Annotated in this window: 21 protein-coding genes; 7 read left to right on the plus strand and 14 right to left on the minus strand. The window is 48.9% G+C overall.

The genetic code is table 11. The features are described 5' to 3' along the window. Together CTZ24_RS24010 and CTZ24_RS24015 are read left to right on the plus strand one after the other, a co-directional pair. Nucleotides 1–259: integrase core domain-containing protein (locus CTZ24_RS24010; protein WP_208724453.1), on the plus strand; the 259-nt coding region annotated here is incomplete at its 5' end. A 137-nt stretch (nt 260–396) separates the two neighbouring features. Next, nucleotides 397–798: an H-NS family histone-like protein gene (locus CTZ24_RS24015; protein ID WP_208726971.1), complete on the plus strand. Its 402-nt coding sequence runs from the start codon at nt 397–399 to the stop codon at nt 796–798. Nucleotides 799–909: 111 nt separating this feature from the next. Here the strand turns inward: CTZ24_RS24015 and CTZ24_RS24020 are convergent, their stop codons facing one another. From CTZ24_RS24020 to CTZ24_RS24035, 4 genes are all read right to left on the minus strand, one after another. Then, nucleotides 910–1,206: a hypothetical protein gene (locus CTZ24_RS24020; RefSeq protein ID WP_208726972.1), complete on the minus strand. Its 297-nt coding sequence runs from the start codon at nt 1,204–1,206 to the stop codon at nt 910–912. Nucleotides 1,207–1,893: 687 nt separating this feature from the next. After that, nucleotides 1,894–2,112, minus strand: a complete 219-nt coding sequence (locus CTZ24_RS24025; protein WP_208727108.1) for a hypothetical protein — start codon at nt 2,110–2,112, stop codon at nt 1,894–1,896. 489 nt (nt 2,113–2,601) lie between these two features. Continuing rightward, the gene (gene repA, locus CTZ24_RS24030; RefSeq protein ID WP_244634099.1) at nt 2,602–3,162 is read right to left on the minus strand and encodes a plasmid replication initiator RepA; all 561 of its coding nucleotides are present in this window, start codon (nt 3,160–3,162) and stop codon (nt 2,602–2,604) included. 79 nt (nt 3,163–3,241) lie between these two features. Beyond that, nucleotides 3,242–4,075, minus strand: coding sequence for a DUF932 domain-containing protein (locus tag CTZ24_RS24035; protein WP_208726973.1), 834 nt, complete (start codon nt 4,073–4,075; stop codon nt 3,242–3,244). 630 nt (nt 4,076–4,705) lie between these two features. On the opposite strand from CTZ24_RS24035, the gene CTZ24_RS24040 reads away from it, so the two are divergent. Both CTZ24_RS24040 and CTZ24_RS24045 read left to right on the plus strand, forming a co-directional pair. Beyond that, a complete protein-coding gene (locus CTZ24_RS24040; RefSeq protein ID WP_208727065.1) occupies nt 4,706–5,239 on the plus strand; it encodes a DUF2778 domain-containing protein in 534 nt (177 codons plus the stop codon). After that, nucleotides 5,236–5,451 carry a hypothetical protein gene (locus CTZ24_RS24045; RefSeq protein WP_208727109.1) on the plus strand — a complete coding sequence of 72 codons (216 nt, stop codon included), beginning with the start codon at nt 5,236–5,238 and terminating at the stop codon, nt 5,449–5,451. Before CTZ24_RS24040 ends, CTZ24_RS24045 begins: the two co-directional genes overlap by 4 nt. Nucleotides 5,452–5,555: 104 nt before the next feature. Here CTZ24_RS24045 and CTZ24_RS24050 read toward each other — a convergent pair whose 3' ends face one another. The 5 genes from CTZ24_RS24050 to CTZ24_RS24070 all read right to left on the minus strand — a co-directional run bounded on the left by CTZ24_RS24050 (nt 5,556) and on the right by CTZ24_RS24070 (nt 9,989). Continuing rightward, nucleotides 5,556–6,122, minus strand: coding sequence for a DUF5983 family protein (locus CTZ24_RS24050; protein ID WP_208726974.1), 567 nt, complete (start codon nt 6,120–6,122; stop codon nt 5,556–5,558). Nucleotides 6,123–6,925: 803 nt separating this feature from the next. Further along, nucleotides 6,926–8,203, minus strand: coding sequence for a DUF4034 domain-containing protein (locus CTZ24_RS24055; protein ID WP_244634100.1), 1,278 nt, complete (start codon nt 8,201–8,203; stop codon nt 6,926–6,928). Between the two features lie 451 nt (nt 8,204–8,654). After that, the gene (locus CTZ24_RS24060; RefSeq protein ID WP_208726975.1) at nt 8,655–8,864 is read right to left on the minus strand and encodes a hypothetical protein; all 210 of its coding nucleotides are present in this window, start codon (nt 8,862–8,864) and stop codon (nt 8,655–8,657) included. 140 nt (nt 8,865–9,004) lie between these two features. Next, nucleotides 9,005–9,583 (minus strand): hypothetical protein, encoded by a 579-nt coding sequence (locus tag CTZ24_RS24065; RefSeq protein ID WP_208726976.1) that lies wholly within the window; start codon nt 9,581–9,583, stop codon nt 9,005–9,007. A 58-nt stretch (nt 9,584–9,641) separates the two neighbouring features. Beyond that, entirely contained in the window at nt 9,642–9,989 is a 348-nt protein-coding gene (locus CTZ24_RS24070; protein ID WP_208726977.1) for a hypothetical protein, read from the minus strand. A 388-nt stretch (nt 9,990–10,377) separates the two neighbouring features. On the opposite strand from CTZ24_RS24070, the gene yidI reads away from it, so the two are divergent. After that, nucleotides 10,378–10,824, plus strand: a complete 447-nt coding sequence (gene yidI, locus CTZ24_RS24075; protein ID WP_208726978.1) for an inner membrane protein YidI — start codon at nt 10,378–10,380, stop codon at nt 10,822–10,824. A gap of 862 nt (nt 10,825–11,686) precedes the next feature. Here yidI and CTZ24_RS24080 read toward each other — a convergent pair. Beyond that, nucleotides 11,687–11,971, minus strand: a complete 285-nt coding sequence (locus CTZ24_RS24080) for a hypothetical protein (RefSeq protein ID WP_208726979.1) — start codon at nt 11,969–11,971, stop codon at nt 11,687–11,689. 292 nt (nt 11,972–12,263) lie between these two features. Here CTZ24_RS24080 and CTZ24_RS24085 point away from each other — a divergent pair, with 292 nt between their 5' ends. After that, nucleotides 12,264–12,512 (plus strand): hypothetical protein, encoded by a 249-nt coding sequence (locus tag CTZ24_RS24085; protein ID WP_208726980.1) that lies wholly within the window; start codon nt 12,264–12,266, stop codon nt 12,510–12,512. A gap of 797 nt (nt 12,513–13,309) precedes the next feature. Here CTZ24_RS24085 and CTZ24_RS24090 read toward each other — a convergent pair. From CTZ24_RS24090 to CTZ24_RS24105, 4 genes are all read right to left on the minus strand, one after another. Then, nucleotides 13,310–14,098 (minus strand): hypothetical protein, encoded by a 789-nt coding sequence (locus CTZ24_RS24090; protein WP_208726981.1) that lies wholly within the window; start codon nt 14,096–14,098, stop codon nt 13,310–13,312. A gap of 61 nt (nt 14,099–14,159) precedes the next feature. Continuing rightward, nucleotides 14,160–14,924 carry a hypothetical protein gene (locus CTZ24_RS24095; protein WP_208727066.1) on the minus strand — a complete coding sequence of 255 codons (765 nt, stop codon included), beginning with the start codon at nt 14,922–14,924 and terminating at the stop codon, nt 14,160–14,162. A 92-nt stretch (nt 14,925–15,016) separates the two neighbouring features. Continuing rightward, nucleotides 15,017–16,483, minus strand: coding sequence for a DUF1254 domain-containing protein (locus CTZ24_RS24100; protein WP_208726982.1), 1,467 nt, complete (start codon nt 16,481–16,483; stop codon nt 15,017–15,019). A gap of 73 nt (nt 16,484–16,556) precedes the next feature. Next, a complete protein-coding gene (locus CTZ24_RS24105) occupies nt 16,557–18,008 on the minus strand; it encodes a DUF1254 domain-containing protein (protein ID WP_437180294.1) in 1,452 nt (483 codons plus the stop codon). Nucleotides 18,009–18,812: 804 nt separating this feature from the next. Here CTZ24_RS24105 and CTZ24_RS24110 point away from each other — a divergent pair. Continuing rightward, the gene (locus CTZ24_RS24110; RefSeq protein ID WP_208726984.1) at nt 18,813–20,327 is read left to right on the plus strand and encodes a DUF1254 domain-containing protein; all 1,515 of its coding nucleotides are present in this window, start codon (nt 18,813–18,815) and stop codon (nt 20,325–20,327) included. The last annotated feature ends 44 nt before the right edge of the window (nt 20,328–20,371 follow it).

The raw sequence follows: 20,371 nt of genomic DNA on the forward strand, positions 1-20,371 counted from the left end.
AACGCGGGCGTTCGCCCGGATGCTGGGGCTTGAGCCATGTACGACCGCAGTTCGTAGCCCGGAAAGCAATGGCATAGCAGAAAGCTTCGTGAAAACGATAAAGCGGGATTACATCAGTGTGATGCCAAAACCGGACAGCCAGGTAGCGGTGATGAACCTGGCGGAGGCGTTCAGTCATTACAACGAACATCACCCGCACAGCGCGCTGGGATATCGCTCGCCGCGGGAATATATACGCAGAAAGTTATCACAACCGTAAGAGAGAAAAGGCGTCTGGATATATAGGGTCAAATCCATCTGAATTGTTCATTATCAATATACTTAATGACAGGCTTAATTCTAAAACATAAAGCTAATTCTTTTCTGAATTTAACGACCCAGATCCTGGAGATTTACATGAGTGAGTCACTTAAGGCTTTAAATAACATCCGCACACTGCGCGCACAGGCTCGCGAACTGGCATTAGCTGATCTTGAGGAAATGCTTGAGAAGTTCAGTGTTGTGGTAGCTGAACGTCGTGAAGAAAGTCATGCAGAAGAAGCCGCCGAGCGTGAGAAAGCAGAAAAACTCGCTAAATATCGCGAGCTGCTTCTGGAAGATGGTATTGATCCCACTGAATTGCTGGGTGCTTTGCAGGGAGCAGGTAAACCGCGTGCAAAACGTGCCCCCCGTCCGGCTAAATATAAATATACTGACGAAGACGGCCAGGAAAAACACTGGACCGGTCAGGGCCGCACTCCGGCGGTGATCAAAGCGGCAATCGATAGCGGTAAATCTCTGGATGATTTCCTCATCTAAATAGTCTTTCGATGTGATGTGGGCTAAGTGCCCACATCCATTCATCTCTAAAACGCAAAACTTCATCATCGTCTTAATTTATTCTTCAGATATTCCTTTTTCTGCTGTGATTCAATAGCGCGGTGTTTTCGTGCCCCGTTTACCCGTATAGGGATTGTAATTTCCTTTAGCACTGAAGTTATCATATTGAGTATTGTCTTTATGTGTCCGCATGTATGAAGACACATGATTTCCGTTGCTGCGTGTATAGCTACTGACGTGATCGTGCCAGGCGCTGCTTCCTGTTCCATAGTGACCCGAGGCAGACGAATGGTATGAGCCAGTGGACGGTATATGATAGCTATAGCCCCTGGCGTGAGCAGCACCTGCTGCTGCAAGCATAAGTGCTGTGATAATCAATTTTTTCATAACACTATCCTTTTATTTATTTATGCAATTCATCATTGTTAATGACATTAAAAGTGTCTGTGGTTTTTATATCCTGCCTTAGCCCTTATTCCTGGCCCATTTGTATACGCTGACCTGAAAGGCTGAGATATGCAGTCCTGTTCCTGGCGTTTTTGAGTGTGGGTTACAGCATTTGAGGCACAAAGGCCATATTTTCGGGACAGCAGACTGCTAAGCCATACGGACTAAAAGCGCACAGTAATTATTGTGCGCCGACGGAGTTGGCCCGGCAAGGCAGAATGCCGCCGCAGGGACGTATCTCCGCGTAAGCGGGCCGACAGGGCCGCATACGGGCGTGTTACTCAGGTCGTACAGCTACAAGACGCGCAGCCAGCTTCAGATTATAGTTACATCATACATTTTCAATGCAATAACATAACGGGCCTACGGCCCGGGCGTGCCGCTTCTCAGGAGGTTCATGCGCTCTCATGTCAGAGGTTTGCACGATTTTTGGTGGAGAGGGGCATAGTGGTTGCAGAAGTGTTCCTGTCATATGTTATGGTGTTTATGTTTGTTGTAACTAACCTCAAAGTAAGAGTATACTGTTACTGGAATTTATTATACGAGTTCCTCCCCTGTCTTCTCTTATCATCTGTATTTGGCCTTCTGTTATCCCGCCCAAATCACATCATGCAGAGAGCCAATTTCTTACATCTGAAATGTATTCCCTTTACCCTCCCCTTCAAGTTCCAGTAGCAATGAACTCAGCACGCGACAGGCCCCCCCTTTCACCAGGCGATTTAAACCGGCATTCAATGCCTTGGGACTGTCTTCATGGAAAATTTTGGCCAAATCGCGAGTGGTGAAGACATAACGCCCTTTCTTATCGAATGCGTTTAAGCGCTCAACGGCTCTCATTTTGTCCATCAATAAGTCCTCGCGAATACCACACAAGCATAATATTCATGTAAACATAAGCGGAAGACATCTACCAGGTACACATGAATACCACAAAAATATAGTATTACCGTGAACTTGATAACCCCCTCTCCTCCGTAATGCTGCTGAACATCTTCTAATTCTTTTTAGATTCTTTCATCTGACTGAAAGTCAGGAATGTATTGCCAGTAGCAACATCAACGAATGCCGCTATCGTGATTTCGTCGTTTGCAGATAAATGTGTATAACCCGATGTTGATGCATTCAGCACCCGGCGTGTGTATCGAAATTCGTCCTTCGAACGTTTTAAAAGCCATCGGCCTGACCAGATAACTACGATTTTATCGCCAGCGGAGGTGGTAAAGTCATGTTTAAAAATCAGTGGGTGGGTTCAGGTGTGCGTTCACATCCGAGTCCAAGAAGATTGAGGTTCTGCCAGACCAGCCGGTTAAAACTGTCACTGTCCATATTGAACAACTAATGGTTTGGCAGCGTCCTGATCAGCCATGACGATATCGCCTGTCGACGCTCATCAATACGCAAGGGCGCCAACCGTTTTCTGCGCTTGCCGCGTACGGATCGGATATGTCGATGACGAAGCGTGTTAATCCGCGCGCGTTCATACCATTGATGACGCACTTCACGTACAGACATTGATGTGCCAGCCTCAGCTTTGCACTCCCCTTCTGTCTCGATCCGGGCATTGCGTTGCGCAAGCAGCTTATCCATATTCACGCCGCACAGTTGCCAGAAGCGGTCCGTGAGTCTGATATGACGGGGCATCCAGTATTTCTCGATCGGATCCCATTCAAGCTCCGGCATTTCGATAAGGCCAAACCAGGCGAGTTCCGGAATTAACCGGGACAGACGTGATGGCTCAACCCGTGTTTCAGGAACCACGTTCCTGTCTGCATCTTTCGGGCTTAATTCTTCTGCCAGCCGCCCGATGTTGACCGTTACAATCCAGGTGGCCCGGTCTGGACCATGCCGGAATACAGACCAGTGTGAACGCGCAACGGCTACCCGCAGAAACAACAAACCAGGATCAAGTCAGACATCACAGCAGGCCTAATCGTGGTCAGTGTCGGGCGGTGATGTGCCCCCCGCCCGGCAGGGATCAGGATTTGATATCTTTCATTTTCTCAGCCATCTCCCACAGCGCCCGATTCAGTTTTATATCACCATCAATCCCCGTCACCGGTCGCGTGCGCTGCGATTTTCCTTTCGCCGTTCTTCCCCATAATCCGCCCTTCGTCAGGTTTTCCTGCACACGCTGGTAAGTCGTCCAGAGATCATTTGGCCGATCCTCTTCACGACGAATCGACAGCACATCATCCGGATTCAGCGGGATATGTTTTCTCTCCCCCCTGTCGTCATATTTCCAGTTAAGGGCCGTCTCAGCGAAAATCCGCTGTTCCTCCGGGTTCAGTGCGATGTTTTTCATCTGCTCACTGGAATCGCGGATGCCGTCAAAAATACCCAGCACTTCATAAGCGCCCTCGATAACCCTGCTGACGACATCACCTTTGTGTGGCACACGAACCTCCCCGAATGTCTTGCCGCACACCATGCCATTCATGCAGACGAACCGAAACATGCCGGGGATCATCTGATAGCTGCTGCTCCCGTCGTGGCTGTTAAGGAGGATAATTTCCGGAACTTCGCTGCCCGTGATCTGGCCTTCACGGCGCAGGCGCAACATATGTTTTGTATGCTCACGCTTATCCGCATTACGCACGCGCGTCTGACAGGCAAAGAATGGCTGAAAGCCTTCATGGCGTAAGTTATTCAGCAGGGTGATGGTGGGAATACAGGTGTAACGCTCACTGCGCGACTGATGTTTATCTTCCGAGAAAATACTCGGTACGTAGCGCATCAACTCATCATTGGTCAGCGCGCGTTCCTGACGGATTCCGGTGGCAGAACGAAAAACAGAGGCTAAACGGGCCATATTGACTCTCCTGAGTGGTTTTTAAATGACTTTCTTCTGGCGTTGTCCTTTTGATGGTGTGTTGCCATCGCGGAAGGCCGCTGCCGTGAAAATGACCAGACCCGGTCCATCAGGGATGAACACAAGGGTGCTGACAAAGCCGCAGCGCAAGCGAACGACCACAGGGAGGGAGTGCGAACGGGTGAAGACAGCAGGCGCAGCCTTTACCCTTGTGAGTATCCCGGACCGGGTTAGCGTCTTTCACGGCAGAGGCAGTCCGTGATGACTTCCGGAAACTAAAGGAGAGAACGGGAAGTTAAAACGGGCAACGCCCGTTTCCCTAATGGGGCGGCGCAGGCGTCAGCCTGCTGCAAGCCTGGTGGTAAGATTGCGGTGAGAGTCGGACAGACAAACAGATCATGTTGCCCTGTACTTTTATACCAGGAGCGGAGCTCTTTCGTGGCAGCATCAGACCGTTCGGAATGTTCTGAGAAAGTACGCCCGAAAGAGGAAAACCGGATAATTGACGGCCATAAGATTGTCTGTTGTGTAAGATATTGTTTGCGTTGAACAAGCCGGAAAATCTGTCATCGTTAAGCAGCAATGAATGCTGTCGATTACGACCTCATGACAATTACAGGAGTTTCACTGATGCAGATCTGCATGATGGACTATGGGAGGTTATCCCCGGATGGGAGGACACTGAAGTTGATGTGTTATGGCGTAGGGTATTTTGATGTTCTGTCCGGTATTGAAAAATACATAAATAATCCAGACTGCTCTGATCATGAAAAAGCCGCCATCCCGCCCGGGACATACTGGATAGTAGACCGGCCTCAGGGAAGCCTCTTCAACCAGTTAAGGGCAGAAGCCATTGATATGGCCCATTTATACAGAAATCACCATTCAGAGTGGTTTGCGCTGTACAACAGCCACACAATGAGTGACCACGTCTTCGTTAATGGGGCGCGTCGCGGAAGTTTCAGACTGCATCATCTTAATACTGATGGTTCTGGTGTGTCATGGGGATGCATAACCCTGTACCGGGCAAATGAATTTCAGGTTCTGAGGCGTACACTGCTGAGCAGGCCTAAAGTACGCGTCCCGGGTGGAAATGGGTTGATGGCTTATGGTCGGATTGATGTTCGTGGTGTCCCGGATTTTTCAAAGTGTGATGTAAGATGAAGATAATTATTTTTTTCGCGATTCTGATTGCAGGTGTTTTACTGATACCAGATAGCGTAATTGGCTCTCTGGTTGATCACCTGAATATTATTCAGGGAGATGGCGAAGAAGGAATGAATAATTTCGACTTTACGGTTCTTATAATCAAGCTGGTTATATCTGTATTGGTAGCGTTATTTGTTTTAAGTTTCTTCCGCAAGAGCTTACCTTGATACTAACCGCATCAATGGCTGCTGTTGTTAATCCTGATATAGCGCTGATATGAAGATCGGGCAGCAAAAGGCCCACCATCGGTGGGCCGGGGAATTAACAACGCTTACCATGTGAAGGTTTCGAAAAACTCCAGCTCGTCACCCAGGGATGAAAAATAGATCATACTGACCCTGCCCTTTTTATGGCAGGTATGAATCAGTTTTCGTGCCTGCCGGGAGAGCCCTTCGCTTTTCAACCGCAGAATAGGGAACGATACGGCATCCAGCCTGATTAAATACCCAAACCCGGTCGCCAGAATCCATTCATTGTCTCCATATACCTCGCTGAGATAGCAGAGAATGTCATTGTCTTCTCTGGTGATATGAGCAGTACTGCACTCCAGACAGGTCAGGACACTCCAGTCCGGTAAAGTGACTGTTTTGCCCCATCCGAGTGGTTCGATAAAATCACTCCATTGCCATTCAACGTTCTCAGGGACGTTGTATGAGAATACCTGCAACGGCAGGCCCAGCACCTCAGCCAGCCGTTTACCGAGATCAGTTAATATGTCATCACTCCGGGTGAATTCAGCCCACACCAGTCGCTGACCATGTAAAAAAACAGCTTCATACCCATTACTCAGGGTAATAATGGTCACACCATAGGGTGCATTCACGGTAAATGTCTTCACGTCCTTATTCCTCCAGGATTTTGCCTTGCGGCTTATTCCGGCGTTCCTCTTCCGGTCTGGACCGGTTGCGAAACGCCCCTCATTGCGCAGACGCCCGGGCAGCGGAACGACCGGCTGCAAGGGAAGAGGACTGATTTTTTAGGCTCTTTGAAAAAATCTGGCCGAAAGCAGCTTGCTGCGACCCTTGTAGTGAGGGAGAGAACGATGCCAGTCTGCATTAAGCAATGAGGGGCTTTCGTAATGGCCTTGAGGGGTAAATACGGAAGTTGACCTGGACGTTGCCATCAGATCCCAGCCGACAGGACCAAAACGCTTTTACGATTTGGCAGAGTCTGGCGGCCACTATTCCACCGCCAGACGAAGGGGCACCGCCGACGGCAACACCGGGAAGCAGTCCGGGCCATAAGGAAATATATCAGAGAGTTATGCTACCGGAAGAAGTTATTGATTATGCGCCCAGGGCTTTAATAATCAGCGTAGTTACGGCTGCCACAGCCCCGACCATGCCAGTGGCGATGGCAACGGGCCACCAGGGCAGCAATCAGGCAGGGCTACCCCTGCCTGGTAACCGGATCAGATTTCCCCACTGTCCTCGTAATAACCGCACTCGCAATGGATTCTGTAATACGTGTTGATCGAGCCCTCTGCTCGCTCCCAGGACCGATAAGACGCACCGCCGGCACAACGCGGGCACTCACAGATATCCGTATCATCATCAAGTGTGTCACCAGGCGCCATACTTCCACCAAACGCACACACACCAGGTCTTCGATCCGTTGCAAGGACGTTCTCAATTCCTGGCATCACTCTGAAGCCCGTATCGAACTACCTTCGGTCTGACCTTCAGGAAAAATACCAGATAACGGAAAGTTCGCAGCTAGCGCATTATATAAAACTTCAACCTGAGATGTCAGGTTACGATATCGTGTTTGCCTGGAGAGGTCGTCAAAGACTTGCAACTCATCTTCAAACTCATAAATCTTCATCATGGAGAAGAGTAAATTGAAGACCTCAGTTGCCCGGTAAAAGATGATCCAGGGTGAGGAGAGTCTGACAATATCATGTAATGATTGATAAATACTCCGCACCATCGCCTCGTTTGAGGCCTGGCGGTCGGCAGGCATAGTTGTCAGAACATGGTAACAAAAATCAATATATTCAAATCGGGTCAGAGAGTCTTCTTCAGCACTGAGGTGATCATTAACGAACTCGACAAATTGTTTCTCACTCTTTTCCAATGCTTTTCGTAAGTTGATCGATGGCAGGGTATTATAAGCTGTTAGTCGATCGTATTCTTTCTCCCGTTGTAATGTTTTCATCTGCAACGCAGATAAACCTGAGCAGTAATCACTTGCCAGAAATTGATTAACTTTCTCATATTTTTCATCACCATACCATCTTGACGACAGAAACCTGATGACCGTTTTTCTCGACTCAATATGGTCTGGTACGGTTGTCAGGATGGACCTCAACCAATAGAGTGGAATGAAACTCATTTCTTCTTCAGTCGGGGCCGGTAGGGTTATGTTGATCGTCCCTTCTGGAAGTCGATATCCGGCAAATGAAGATATATAATCCCTGGCTTCTGGATTGTAATCGGTGCAGGAGAAGTTAATCGGCTGATTGACGGAAAACTCCAACCATTCAGGCATACCAAATCGACCTGACGCTTCTAATAACTTATTAAAGGCCGCGACACTTTCAGGATTGAATTCGAGTGCCTTAAGCGCCCAGTAAAAGAACTGGTCGTTGGCAATACTCAATCGCATGCGTTGCGCGGGAGTAACGCGATCTATGGTTTTTATGCCACGCTCATTGGCGGCGGTCATGTACCAGAAACCTGCAATGAAGTCATAAGGATAATAACTCTGCGGCATTTCCTGCTGCCAGGCATGAAGTTGTTTCAGAATCTCATTTGCATCTTCAACCTGAGGGTTAAAAAGGAACTGAATCTGCAGAACCTTATGTAAATCTTGCCCCTTCAGCTGTGCAAACAGCAACTCAAGGTTTTGGTAGTTCCTTTGACTTAAATTACGTTTTGCGTGCTGTTGTAAGTCATATATTTCAACGAGAGATTGCATGAGTAAACGTCCTGTTCCTAAATCATGATGTCATTGTATAAGTGCGAAAACGCCATGTTCTTAAAAAATGAGGAATTAAAGGGATAGTTCAATAAAAAAATATGTCTATGGGGATCATCTGATAACACTTAGTGGTAACCATTGATTATAATCAGACAAATAAATTACTCACACAAATTCTAAATTGACCGAGCCACCTGACCTATGCAGGAAATGTATACCCATATGTTTATTGAAATTTACTGGAATTAATAACCTGGCCAAACGCCATAAGATTCCGCAGGGTGAGATCGCATTAGCAGCTAAATATAGAGGTTTATTATTCAAAACAGCGCAGTCGAGAGAGAAAGAAACGATTCAAAGGCCTGCCAGGAAATGTCCTTAGCAAGCCTCGTATTTCTATTCAGACGATCAAGAAAACATTCAGGCTAAAGTTCCATTAGAGAGGAAATCAACACTCTTTTTTCTTAACATGATCCCATATTGCGCATGCCAGCATGTGAAACAGGAAAGCCCATGCAGCCAGAAATGCACATCCCAATAACCCAAAGTAAAAAAGTAAATTCGGTACACCACCACAAATTATCAGTGTTGCTGTGAAAACGAGCACACACCAAAACCCTTTTAATACATAGCCAGATAACGCTTTAAAATCACTCATTCTGTAATATCCAGATAGCTTTGCCGGTCATGGCCATCATCTTCAGTCCCGCAGGATGATAACAAACATAACAGATAATAATATGCCCTGAACCATACATAACTGGTTCTTTTTGACTTTTTTGGTTCAGGGCGTGCTGATTAATTGTTAATGTGCGAGGCTACGCTTTTAGCAACTTGTACTGCCACATCATCCCATGCACTCTCAAGGATGCCTGTTGCAGAGGTCCCACCAATAGTGGGATCTTTCTTATACGAAGAGAATTGCTGGGTCCAGGTCTTACCATTCAGGTTAAATGATGCATTCAACGTAACTTTACCAACATCTATGGCCGGAGTGATATTGAACATACCTGCCGAGTACTCAAATCCAGAATGAGCCTCAAGTATGGTAATCGTCAGGTCCTTACCATTTGGAACCAGGTCGGCATAGGTAGAAATTGCCTCTTCAATGCGTGATGACAGAGCAACACCCGTTGGTACTCGAGTACGAGAACCACCACCAACAAAGCCATCTGAACCCTGAATATCAATTCGTTGCGGGAAGTCAGCTGGGTTCCATGTGATAGAAAGTCTGGGTTTCTCTCCCTGAATCTGTACCGATTTCATATCGGTGATTGATGAATATGCGAGACGATTATTGAATGGCAGACTTATTGCACACCCCGAGAGCCCAACAGCCATAAAAACAATGACAGCAGAGCTTAAAAGCTTTTTCATCTTCAGTTCCTTGAGTGATAAATTGTTATAGAGTTATTTTTTAATATTCAGAGAGAGGTTAATTGCAGCCAAATCGATTGCAGTTCTTTGAAAAGTAATTTCCGTTTGTATCCCTGCCATGAACCGAATAGTTACCATTGCCGTAACTGGTTGTCGTACTATTCCAGGTGTTGCCATTAGCAGCAGTGCCGTGAGTTTCCGTTTGATTACCGTATGAAGTACTACTTTGGCTCCAGTTATTGCCCGTACTCATATTGCTACCCTGAACATTGGTTGTATTGCCAAAACGCTGTACGTGGTAAGTATTGCCAGAGTTATCATTGCAGGTCTGATATGCGTCAGAGCCAAAACACGCAGCCCATGAGGCGATAGGGAAAAACAGCAAAGCCAACGAGATCCTTTTCATTGAAAATACCTGTGTAAATATTTTGAAAATTCATCTTACCCTGATTGCATTTTCACTTCACTACTAAAATTTTGAGCCCACCCCGAAATCATTAAGTTTTATTTATGGATTGAAAAGGCGGTAATATATGCGTTATTCTCTCTCTTAATGAGAGATGACTCAGGAAGTGTCGATAATGCGCTAGCGCTATATCGCATCAACATTCTTCAGGAACCTCTGATGATTCTAAAGATGCACCTATAGTTTATGGCAACATAAAATGAGAGGCATTTTTCCAATTCATTAATTTTTGATATTCATTTTAGAGGTGCCAGGTGGATGATGTTGTTATCTACCCGCAAAGATTGATATTTTCCTGAACAACATAATGCAATAACAGGGAGGTTTGATGAATACACTATCGCAAAGCAAGTGGAGTTCAGCGGGCATGATTTTAGGCGCTGTGGCCCTGATGCTCAGCGTTTTTCATTTTACAGTAGGCCCTTTCACCTCACCAACGCAGACACTTGAACACATTGTTGCTCACAAAGTTTCTGCCGTTAAAACGGGCATTATTGCCGGTCTGAGAGGCGAAGTACCCCCTGTTACTGACAGAAGATCCACGCCTGATATCGATGCCCTTCTCGACAATGCCGGAATTGGAATGGCAATCATTGCGCTGCTCTGTGCTTTTATCGGTGGTATTCGTAAAGAGAGCGCATGGAGTGTCAGTGGTGCCATGCTGTTTGGTGGCAGTACGCTAGCGTTCTACGCCTTCCTACTATATGTCGGGCTTATCTGTACGGTGCTGCTGATATTCCTGGTCGTTTCCTGGTTCGCTGGTCCACCGGTTTAGCGAGCATATTCTTCGAAACCAAATCGAATATCCTCAGCGGTCAGCCCCGATTGCTGACGGAAGCCAGACATCGACAACGAATCAATGGCGCTTCCGCGCATGAATGAATCAGACAAGGTATGAAAAGAACAAAAGTATCTAAATCGCTATCCGGGATATTCCGGATAAAGAAAACAAACTCCGCAAAATGATCTCGTGGGAAAAAACATCGCATCTAAAATGCGCCGTTCAAATTGCTGACTCACTCAATACCGATGCGGAGACATCTGCAATGAATGATTGCTGGCTTCAGAGTATTTAAAAGAAAAGTCCTTTTTCGAATCCCTTACCTCTGATAATCCCCTGCAGTTTTTAAAAAAATTATCTGCTGAACCAGAGGAAGGTGGAGGCAGGCCGCGTCGACGTAGGCGCAACGTCTGCTCCACCAGCAGGGGAAGCCTGCCAGGGTTTATCCGGTTGCAAAGCGGTTAAGGGGCTTTGCGACCCAGCGCCCTAAAGATGGTGACGGCTTCCGGATTGCTATCCGCAAATACCATCAACTGCGAACCCGGTATCAGGAAACCGTGCCGGCCTAAGCCCGTAACGGCCCTACCCTGTGGTGTTTCCAATCTGAAGATTGCGGTGTACGGTATTTCCTTATCAGTCTGAAGGTCAGTGAGGATGTCTGTTACTGCAAATCACCCACCTTGCCGGGCGCGGTCACCCTGCATCCGATATTTTTAACGCCATTTTTCCCGACCTCACCGTAAACCGCATTGCCGTCACGTAAAATCTGAATGGCACCACCGTCCCCGCCACCAGCAGGATGGGGGAAAGAAAGATAAATGCTTCCGGCTTTGCCTGGCTGGATTGCGAGGATCTCTTAGGCGTGCTTTTCAGGGGTTAACTGGTCAAATGTCGCAACCGTACCCTCATCAACATACGTGACCGCCGTTACCATAAGATACCCGGTAACGGATTCAATTTTTCCACTTCCTTTACAGTTAATCCCGACAGTCTCAGAAATCCGTTTACCCGTTTTCTCTGCGGTCTTAATGTGTTTAATAAAGCTCAGGGCCGCGTCAGCGTCAGGCGCGGGCGGTGCAGCAAGGGCAGGAACAGAGACAACGCCTACGGCCAACATTACAGCAACAACAACTCCCCTCATGATACCAACTCCCTGACTGGTTCAGTTCGAATCCGCCACTTTTGCGGTTGTCTCTTGCAGTATCTGCGGATCAATTCAGACATGGCTGCGTCAATATGTATAGCGCCGTTTCTCTCCGGTTCGCAAAGGTCAGGGTCAGCCCTTTCGGTTGCTTATCACAAACAGAACAACTTATTAATAATATCCTTACACCACTGTTATAGAGGCATCCGGTTTTCCATTGTGTTACGTACGTTAATCTGAGTTTTCAGACCAGAGAAATTAAGTCAGCCGACCCGGAGAGGATAACGCGATGACACCTGTTGAATTTAAAGAAAGGTTAAGCCGCTGGCCCGGCACATCATTCATGCACATTGAATGGGAATTGCATAACAATCAGTATGAAATTTACGCAACGGGAGACTGTCATTTTACACGGAGCCGCTTATTCCTTTGCCGGGTGCCTACTGAACGCCAGTCACGCACGCTGACCAGCAATTTCCGGGAATGGCTGCCGCGCATCAACAGGATATTAAGGAAGGAAAAGAAAAAATATAGCTGATTCCAGACTCCCTATACTGTTCACCGAGACCTTGCGTATCCGGCAGTAATTTCGGATGATCCAGCATCCCGGCACTATCTGAGAAATCCACAGCCTGCCTGTCAGCCACCGCCGGCAGGCAGCATGACAGCGACGCGCAGTAATATCCTCAATTTACGGTTGCAGGAACATATTTAAGAAGCGTAGAACTGTCAGTGTTTGATTTACTGACACAAACAGGGAGTGTTATGACAAACAAAGCCATTTACATGATTCATCGCCCCAGTCCTATGTTAGGTCGTTCGCCTATACAGGGAGGTTTTTTCCCCTACAAACTTACCGAAAAGTATATCGCAGCCCTTCAGAATGAACTTGACAGGTCAGCCCCTGGATGGACAGTTTTCGCTGACGACACCGAGTCAGATATTAATTTACTGGCAGAACGAAATCCCACTCTTCTCGTTTGCGCTCCCGGTCTTCGGTATCAGTTTTACCATCAGGGATTCGACGAAGATAAAATCATCTGGTTGAGCGTACTGGAGTATGCGTCTGCTGATCCTGAATCCGTAATCAAGAGACTGAGAGAACTCGCCTGTTACGGTTCATAACTGCACGGATACAAATCTCCTCGCTCATAGCAGATCGTATCTGTATTCAGCCTTTATGTTAGCTTGCAGATTAAGAGGTAATGGTATGAGCACCTCCCACTACATGAAAGTATGAGATGCCTTCCACAATGTAGTTATCCGTAATGTCCCCTGAGTATTTTAAAGCTAGTTTGACTCAAGGCGAGATGCCTTAGCACTGAGGCAGACGCATCAGTTGAACTGATAGCTGTAAGAAAGCACGAACCGGTTATCAGGGCTGTCCAGGTACGTATTGTTGTCCATGATAAACGTCAGCAGATTGAATGACTGATGTTCGGTCAGTTTGACTCCTAATCCAGCACCGCCAAAGTAGCCTTCATAGTTATCACCATCGTCGTTTTTGGAACCGTATGAACCTGCCGCAAATGCGATTATCGTCAATGAGGGTGAGAGCGGTCTGAGGGTAAAGACGCCAAGATAGCCACTACTTCCTGAGGTGGTAATCGTGTCATAGCCAAACTCAGGTGAAAGGGAGTCCGCAAACTGAGGTGCGACACAGGAGCCATCTGATTTACAGCCTCTAATTTCCCCGGTGTTATAGGTATAACCCGCCATGGGGAAGATCTGAAATCCAGCCGGAGCAATGCCAAAGACGCTGAGAGGAATAAAGGTTCCTACCGAGTAGTTTGTCTGTGTTGCGCCATTGGTGTATTCATTTTTCCCAAAATTGAAATTCACAATCCCCACTGGAAAAAGCCATGACCCACCTATGCGCCATTCGCTGACATCGCTGTTAATGCGTGCATTTAGTTTACGGGCCTTATCCAACGCAACCGAACCGGAGAAGGAAACGTTGCTGTCGTCCATATCATAGGTGTCTGACCATGAGACGCCGAGTTTCGTCGTCACTTTGGTCGGGTCGTCGTCGAGCTTTTCAGGTTCATCACTCGCGGCCGCCGCCGCCAGTGCTGGCAGTGACATCACTATCACCAGAATAATGCTGCTATACGTTGCACGCATGATCTCTTCTCCTGCGGCTTTGCCTTCAGTCCTGAATAAGGGGGTATGTACGTGGGGGTTATCAGTTCAGAAACTGCAGGTTGAGCCCAAAGAAAATCTGCCACCGGGCCTGACCCGGTCCGTGATCGGCGATGCTTCCCTGAGGTTCCACGAATAAGTTGTAAACCGTTTTGCCGCTCTTTATCACCTGACCCACACCCAGACCGAGCGGTACGCCATAGCTGTCATTCTGGAAGTTATAATTCCAGATGGGCGCAGAGCGCAGATAGGTGCCCCCACCCAGCTGATAAAACAGGAATGGCTGGAAGGCACTCACATTCACATCATTACGGCTGTTGTCTCCCGCAAAGCTGTGCTGCCATGAAGCAAGATAGCCGAACTGAAATACCGGTGAGCTGGCATTAAACAGGACATTGACCAGGCCAGCTGACCACTTTTCAGAACCCAGCGCGTTCCGGCTGGCGGTGGGTGCGGTAATTTGTGGACCGAATCCAAAGCTGACGGCCGGATTGCCGGTATCAATGAGCCAGGCGGTAAACAGGTTGAGGTCGCCCAGACCGGTCTGATGTCCGCCCGTCGGCGGCGACGGATAGATGTTTAACGGCAGGGACGCGCGCAGCAACCAGTTGCTCTCTCCCAGAGAAAACGGCTGGGCATAACGCAGCCAGAACTGGTTTGCATCCTTATCGGTACCACTGACGTCGCCAATATAGTAATTCTGCATATTAAAGGCGGTCATGTTGGCCAGCGGGTTGTTAGCCTGAGCCGCGCCGGTGGGGCTGTTTTCCGCCGCTGAGGATGCGGCGGCCACGGTGAGCAACGTCATTATCAGAGGGATATTCGGAAACGTCATCATCTGCCCCGTGTCACATGAATTTAGCGGAAAATGCCGGCAGCATGGACTGCCGGCTGACGAATTTACTGTGTTTTCTCAATGCGTGGCGGCTGCCAGGTGCCGTCTAAAATGGCTTTCTCACCCCAGTAAGCACGAATGTACAGGGAGAAAGTTCCCTCTGGTGCCGGCAGCCAGTTGTTCTTTTTATCATCCCCTGGAGAGGTACGGCTGACGTACAAAGTCAGCGAGCCGTCCGGATTATATTTCAGCGACTTGTTTTTGGTGCCCAGTGAGTAGCGGTTAAGCTCATTCGGGCTGAACAGATGACGATCGTTATAAAGCGTCAGCGACCAGAAGCCTTTTACCGGTGGGATCTGACCTTTGGCAAAGGTAACGGTATAACTGTTTTTGCCGTCAAGCTGGGTATGGGTTGCATCATTGTCGGTATAGAAATACTGGGTCTCATCCGGCTTGTTATCGAACATGTTGGATTTAGAGGTGCCAGTGCGGTTGTAATAGTCGACACCAAAATCTGCGTTATTTTTCGAGCGGTTCCACCCGTTGCCCGCAGGCACCCCGTTGTTCTTCCACTTAAAGAAGTCGGCAATCACGGTTTTGTCGGTCTGCTCTGCGGCCTCGTCCATCCATTTACGTACCTGAGGATCTTTATTGCCGGCCGCGACAAGGTGGCGGAACTGTGCGTACATCGCCTCTTCTCCCGGCAGCGGCGGAACCTTGTTCAGCACGTTTTCCAGCTGATCAAAGAATTTGTCAGGTATGACCCAGTGGACCTCCCCGGTACTGGGATCCGGCTTGTCTCCGATGGCGGGAATTTTAGAATACTCAAAGGACTTCATCTTGCCGTCAAACTCGCTCAGCGGATACGACATCACCTGACGAATAGATGCCTGAATCGCAGCCCTGTCTTCCGGAGTATCGTCCATCTGGATACGCGGTATCATATTGGCCATCTCGGTGGGCGAGTGGATCACGCCGGAAATGCCTTTGGGGGTTTTACCCTTCCAGTCCGGACCGACCAGCAGATAAAAACCCGCTTTTGTGCCGTAAGGTTTGCCAACGTTACCTATCTGATCGGTGCGGGCATCGTAGATGGCATAGACCCAGAAGCGGTCGCCAAAATCGGGCACCTGAATAACAATCGGACCGTTTTCCAGCGCGTAGAAGCCCAGCCCGTAAGCCACATCCTGATTGGGGCAGGTCACGAACGTCTCTTCAGGTTTAATGTAATCCGTCAGCATACTGAGCTGGCCCATCGGCGCCACCGGTACCATGCCGCCATTCAGCGCAGGGTAAGGGGCTTTGGTAATGGTCATACGACGATTAAACTGATTGACCATGGGATAACCCCATATATAGGCCTGCTGGGCTATCGCCTTGACATAGAATTCCGGCATGGTGACGTCAGGTGATGGCTGGCTGAGTTGTTCGAACTTTTCCGGATGGGGTATTGTTACCGGCTCGGTCTGTGCAAGGTTGAAATGACTGGTGGTCAGCAGGGTTATCGCAAGTGCGATCGTTGTTTTACGCATATTCGTGTCCCTCTCAAACAATAAGCGGTGACTGGCACTCGTGACAGCCACCCGGCCCACATTCTCACTGGCATTAATGACTGGTTTTGATCAGATCGTCCGGCACCCAGGTCTGGTCGTAGAAGCCGTCTTCGGTACCGTACAGGCGCAACGCAACCAGGAAGTTACGTCCCTTGATGGTTTTGATAAACGCGTTGTCTGCCACCCCGTCAGGTTTTGCCGGCCCAAACCAGATATCAATCGAGCCGTCCTGATTCTTCGGCAGATCGTAATAGCCATTGGTTGAGGGCAGCAGTTGGTCGGTTTCCGGCATGGTGCCGTCCGTTACGTTGTAGGCAGTGACTGCCCAGAACAGCGCGGCGGGCGGGTTTGGTGGCAGATGGAGCTTGTAGGTATTACCCCCTTCAAGGAAGTTCCCCTCCTTATCATGCGTAGTGAAAGGATATTTTGAACCGGCACCGGTGGTGTGCATCACCATGGCCGCCGCACTGGAATAGGCAATCTGGAAGAAGGCCGCGCGCTGATTTTCATCCAGCGTGCCAAACTGCATCCATTCTGCCGTCGCGCCAGCCCACGAGTTTTCCCAGTGGCGGTCTTTGTAATACAGCTGACGCTGGTCTTCTCGACCCAACTGACGGCGGGCGAAGATCATCTTCGGGGCCATTTCCACGGCCTTATTCAGCAGCTCGGTCTGTTTAGGTGACGGATTAAAGGGCTTTCCTTTGACCATACCAATGCTGAGCAGGGCGCTCCGGGTGGCATCCGGGATGGCGGTCAACGGCTCGTAATCCACAAATGCTTTGAGCTTTGTCCAGTAAGAGGCGTCTACCGGATACATCATGTTAACCCGCTTGCCACTGGCGTCCGGGAACTGCATCGGCTTCACATCTTTCTCCACGTCCCAGAGCGGATACACCCTGGTCGTCTCCGCATTTTTTACCGCCGGGGCCGGATCGGGTTTCCCCTCACCTTTGGCCATAACGGTGCGGAAAAACAGAAAGACGTTATAGGTCGGAGATTTAAAGGCGAAATAGCCCTGTGGCACGGGCCCCTCATAGTCCGGTGGGAGCAGAAGATAGAGCCCACCGCGCGCGCGGTCGGGACCGACTGCGCCCACATCGGTGATGGTATGCTGGAAGAAGTCGGTGAACATGCCGATGACGTCATGCGGTGCTTTGACCACAAGCGGTCCTGTTTCTTTCAGGTCCAGATAGCTCATTGAATAGATCACATCGCCGTTAGGCGTAGGCACCACAGCGCGGCTGTCCATACGCTGCTTCCAGATCGGAAGAATGTTATAGCCTTTTCCGAATGCCGCCTCAGAGCCATCCCGCAGACCAATGGTATTCAGTAGCGGCAGCGTAGTGATGTATGCATGAATTGCATCCTGATAGTAAAGCTCATCACTCAGTGACTGTGCATCATTTTGCGGGAGCCAGTTTCCGTTATTGATTTGTGCCATAAGCGGCGACTGTGGCGGGGCATCGGCGGAGAACACAGGGGTGGTAATGAAGGTCGACAGCATACCGCCTAAAGCAAGGTTTAAGGCCAGGGGGCGAAGTTTCATTTGTTTCCTCTTGAGCAATGAATTTCGTTACCGAATACAGCAAAGAGGCCCGCCGGTTAATCCCGTGTGCCGGCAGGATATAAATGGTGAAATGGCTTAAACCTTACATTTCGAATTAACTGTAGAAAGAAGTATTACAGTTGCCAGTTTGGCTTAATCATTTTGAGAGTGAGTTATCAAAACTTTCAGAAACAACAAAAGAATTACTGATTAATCATGGTTCCGATCACAGCCCATTAAAACAAAAAAATAATTATATAACAGTTGGTTATGTTGATTTTAATTAAAAGCATAAGATCCAGCATGTACTTAGATTTGCGCCAGGCTTAAAAACCAATTTTCAGAAAAGTGCCACATCCCTGGTGGGCAGTTCTGTCTTGTTTCCCATTGATTTTTCAATGATGCGTTACATTAAATTCCAACCTTTTAATTCAGGAGAGGCTCTCTGGATATCTTCAGTGGACGTTTGAGCAAAAATATTATGTACTGATGAAATCCTCCCTCTGGAAAAATCGTATTGTTGATCATGAAACCCCTTCATATATCACAAGTTTGGGGGCTGTGACTTAGTTAAACTGAAAGTACCCTGTGAAATTTTCCTCTTGCTCCCAGCCATGCCAACTACACTGAAATCACGCGCTAAAACGCCGTGTTCTCAACGGGTTCCTGTCCTTCAGCAATGTATTTGTCCATATAGATTTGGGTTGAAACATCTGCCATGCAGAAAGAGTCGCACATTTAAATCCATTCAAGGAAATCATCATGGCCATATCAAGACGAGGTTTTTACAAGCTGGTTCTGGGCAGCGCGGCAGGTTTCGCCGTGATGAAACATGTCAGTGCCAGACAGCCTGAAGTGCTGCAAAAAGTCCCCTTGCACCATGGCGCGGGCGATAAAGGCGAAACACAGGGCGGTTTCCCGCCCTCAGGCGCCACCTGCTCGGTCGTTGATTTTGACTATCAGATTAAATATCAGCGTGCGTTTGAAGCCGTTCTCTGGAACATACCTGCCGTGGCGATATACAGCTTCCGGCGCGCCGCCTTCGATAACCTGGGCATGAAAGATAACGACATCATTGCCTATTCCCACACGGCAACGCCCAGGCTGGAAGCCATCACGGCCAACAGTACCACGCCTTACATCACAGCGTTTACCGACCTGCAACACGGGCCTGTGGTACTGGAGGTACCCGTTGCAGGCGCAGAGGGCAGTCTGTATGGGCAGATTGTCGATGCCTGGCAGTTCACTATCGCAGACGTCGGCCCGGCGGGTATGGATAAAGGTCAGGGAGGGAAATATCTGCTCACGCCTCCCAGCTATAATGAGGCGATACCGCAGGGGTATCTGCACGTTGCTTCGCCCAACTATCGGATTGCTTTCGCCTTCCGGTCAGTGCCCGCGACAGGAAAATCACTGCAGGATGCCTATCTTTACTCGAAAAAACTGCGCATGTATTACCTCAGCGACGCCGCGAATCCCCCCACCCAGCGCTTCGTCGATCCCAGCAATGATGTCTATCCCACACTGCCGTTCTACGATGAGCGGCATTTTGAGGATATGCATGCCGTAGCCAGCGTTGAGCCGGTACAGGAGCAAGACAAGGTGATGATGGGTATGCTGATGTCACTGGGGATTGAACGCGGTAAACCCTTTGCCCCCGATGAAACCACGCGCAAAGCCATGCGCCAGGCCGCGATTGACGCATGGTTTTATCTGCAGCACTGGTTCGACAACTTCCCCCGCGAAAAGCTCTTCTGGCCAGACAGACACTACGCTTCGCTGTTGCTGGCCGATGCAAACCAGCGCTTCACGTTTGTTTACGATGACAAAATTGACCTGATTAATCGTGCTGCAGAATATTTCTGGTGTACCTACATGCCGAAAGATCTCAGCCCTTCACCTGCAACGCAGTATCTGATGGCGATGGCAGACAGTCAGGGCCAGTTACTGCAGGCTGGCGTCATGTACCGACTGACCGTACCCGCACAGATGCCGGTGAAACAGTTCTGGGCCTTGACGGTGTACAACCGTGACACCATGTCCTTTATCTACAACACGCTCGAACGCACAACGCTCTCTTCCTACGATCTGGACGGGATGAAGAAGAACGCCGACGGCAGCGTGACGATTTACATCGGCCCACAGGCGCCAGTCGGGCTCGAGAACAACTGGATACCGACCAGCGGAAAGCGTCCGCTACCGGCAATGCGGCTGTATGGCCCCACTGATGCCATCAACAATAAGTCTTTTAAACTCGCCGACATTGAGCGCGCATAACGAGTCAGCCCGGAACCAGAGTCGAAGAGGAACAGAACCCTGAT

It is taken from the genome of Pantoea phytobeneficialis, assembly GCF_009728735.1.
Lineage (GTDB): Bacteria > Pseudomonadota > Gammaproteobacteria > Enterobacterales > Enterobacteriaceae > Pantoea > Pantoea phytobeneficialis.

What these genes read in the sequence shown, in the direction of transcription:
- CTZ24_RS24090 (WP_208726981.1), bottom strand. Translation starts at nt 14,098, where the DNA reads ATGCGTGCAACGTATAGCAGCATTATTCTGGTGATAGTGATGTCACTG.
- CTZ24_RS24040 (WP_208727065.1), top strand. Translation starts at nt 4,706, where the DNA reads ATGCAGATCTGCATGATGGACTATGGGAGGTTATCCCCGGATGGGAGG.
- CTZ24_RS24025 (WP_208727108.1), bottom strand. Translation starts at nt 2,112, where the DNA reads ATGGACAAAATGAGAGCCGTTGAGCGCTTAAACGCATTCGATAAGAAA.
- CTZ24_RS24105 (WP_437180294.1), bottom strand. Translation starts at nt 18,008, where the DNA reads ATGCTGTCGACCTTCATTACCACCCCTGTGTTCTCCGCCGATGCCCCG.
- CTZ24_RS24055 (WP_244634100.1), bottom strand. Translation starts at nt 8,203, where the DNA reads ATGCAATCTCTCGTTGAAATATATGACTTACAACAGCACGCAAAACGT.
- CTZ24_RS24035 (WP_208726973.1), bottom strand. Translation starts at nt 4,075, where the DNA reads ATGGCCCGTTTAGCCTCTGTTTTTCGTTCTGCCACCGGAATCCGTCAG.
- yidI (WP_208726978.1), top strand. Translation starts at nt 10,378, where the DNA reads ATGAATACACTATCGCAAAGCAAGTGGAGTTCAGCGGGCATGATTTTA.
- CTZ24_RS24080 (WP_208726979.1), bottom strand. Translation starts at nt 11,971, where the DNA reads ATGAGGGGAGTTGTTGTTGCTGTAATGTTGGCCGTAGGCGTTGTCTCT.
- CTZ24_RS24095 (WP_208727066.1), bottom strand. Translation starts at nt 14,924, where the DNA reads ATGACGTTGCTCACCGTGGCCGCCGCATCCTCAGCGGCGGAAAACAGC.
- CTZ24_RS24015 (WP_208726971.1), top strand. Translation starts at nt 397, where the DNA reads ATGAGTGAGTCACTTAAGGCTTTAAATAACATCCGCACACTGCGCGCA.
- CTZ24_RS24020 (WP_208726972.1), bottom strand. Translation starts at nt 1,206, where the DNA reads ATGAAAAAATTGATTATCACAGCACTTATGCTTGCAGCAGCAGGTGCT.
- CTZ24_RS24045 (WP_208727109.1), top strand. Translation starts at nt 5,236, where the DNA reads ATGAAGATAATTATTTTTTTCGCGATTCTGATTGCAGGTGTTTTACTG.
- CTZ24_RS24060 (WP_208726975.1), bottom strand. Translation starts at nt 8,864, where the DNA reads ATGAGTGATTTTAAAGCGTTATCTGGCTATGTATTAAAAGGGTTTTGG.
- CTZ24_RS24065 (WP_208726976.1), bottom strand. Translation starts at nt 9,583, where the DNA reads ATGAAAAAGCTTTTAAGCTCTGCTGTCATTGTTTTTATGGCTGTTGGG.
- CTZ24_RS24085 (WP_208726980.1), top strand. Translation starts at nt 12,264, where the DNA reads ATGACACCTGTTGAATTTAAAGAAAGGTTAAGCCGCTGGCCCGGCACA.
- CTZ24_RS24070 (WP_208726977.1), bottom strand. Translation starts at nt 9,989, where the DNA reads ATGAAAAGGATCTCGTTGGCTTTGCTGTTTTTCCCTATCGCCTCATGG.
- CTZ24_RS24110 (WP_208726984.1), top strand. Translation starts at nt 18,813, where the DNA reads ATGGCCATATCAAGACGAGGTTTTTACAAGCTGGTTCTGGGCAGCGCG.
- CTZ24_RS24100 (WP_208726982.1), bottom strand. Translation starts at nt 16,483, where the DNA reads ATGCGTAAAACAACGATCGCACTTGCGATAACCCTGCTGACCACCAGT.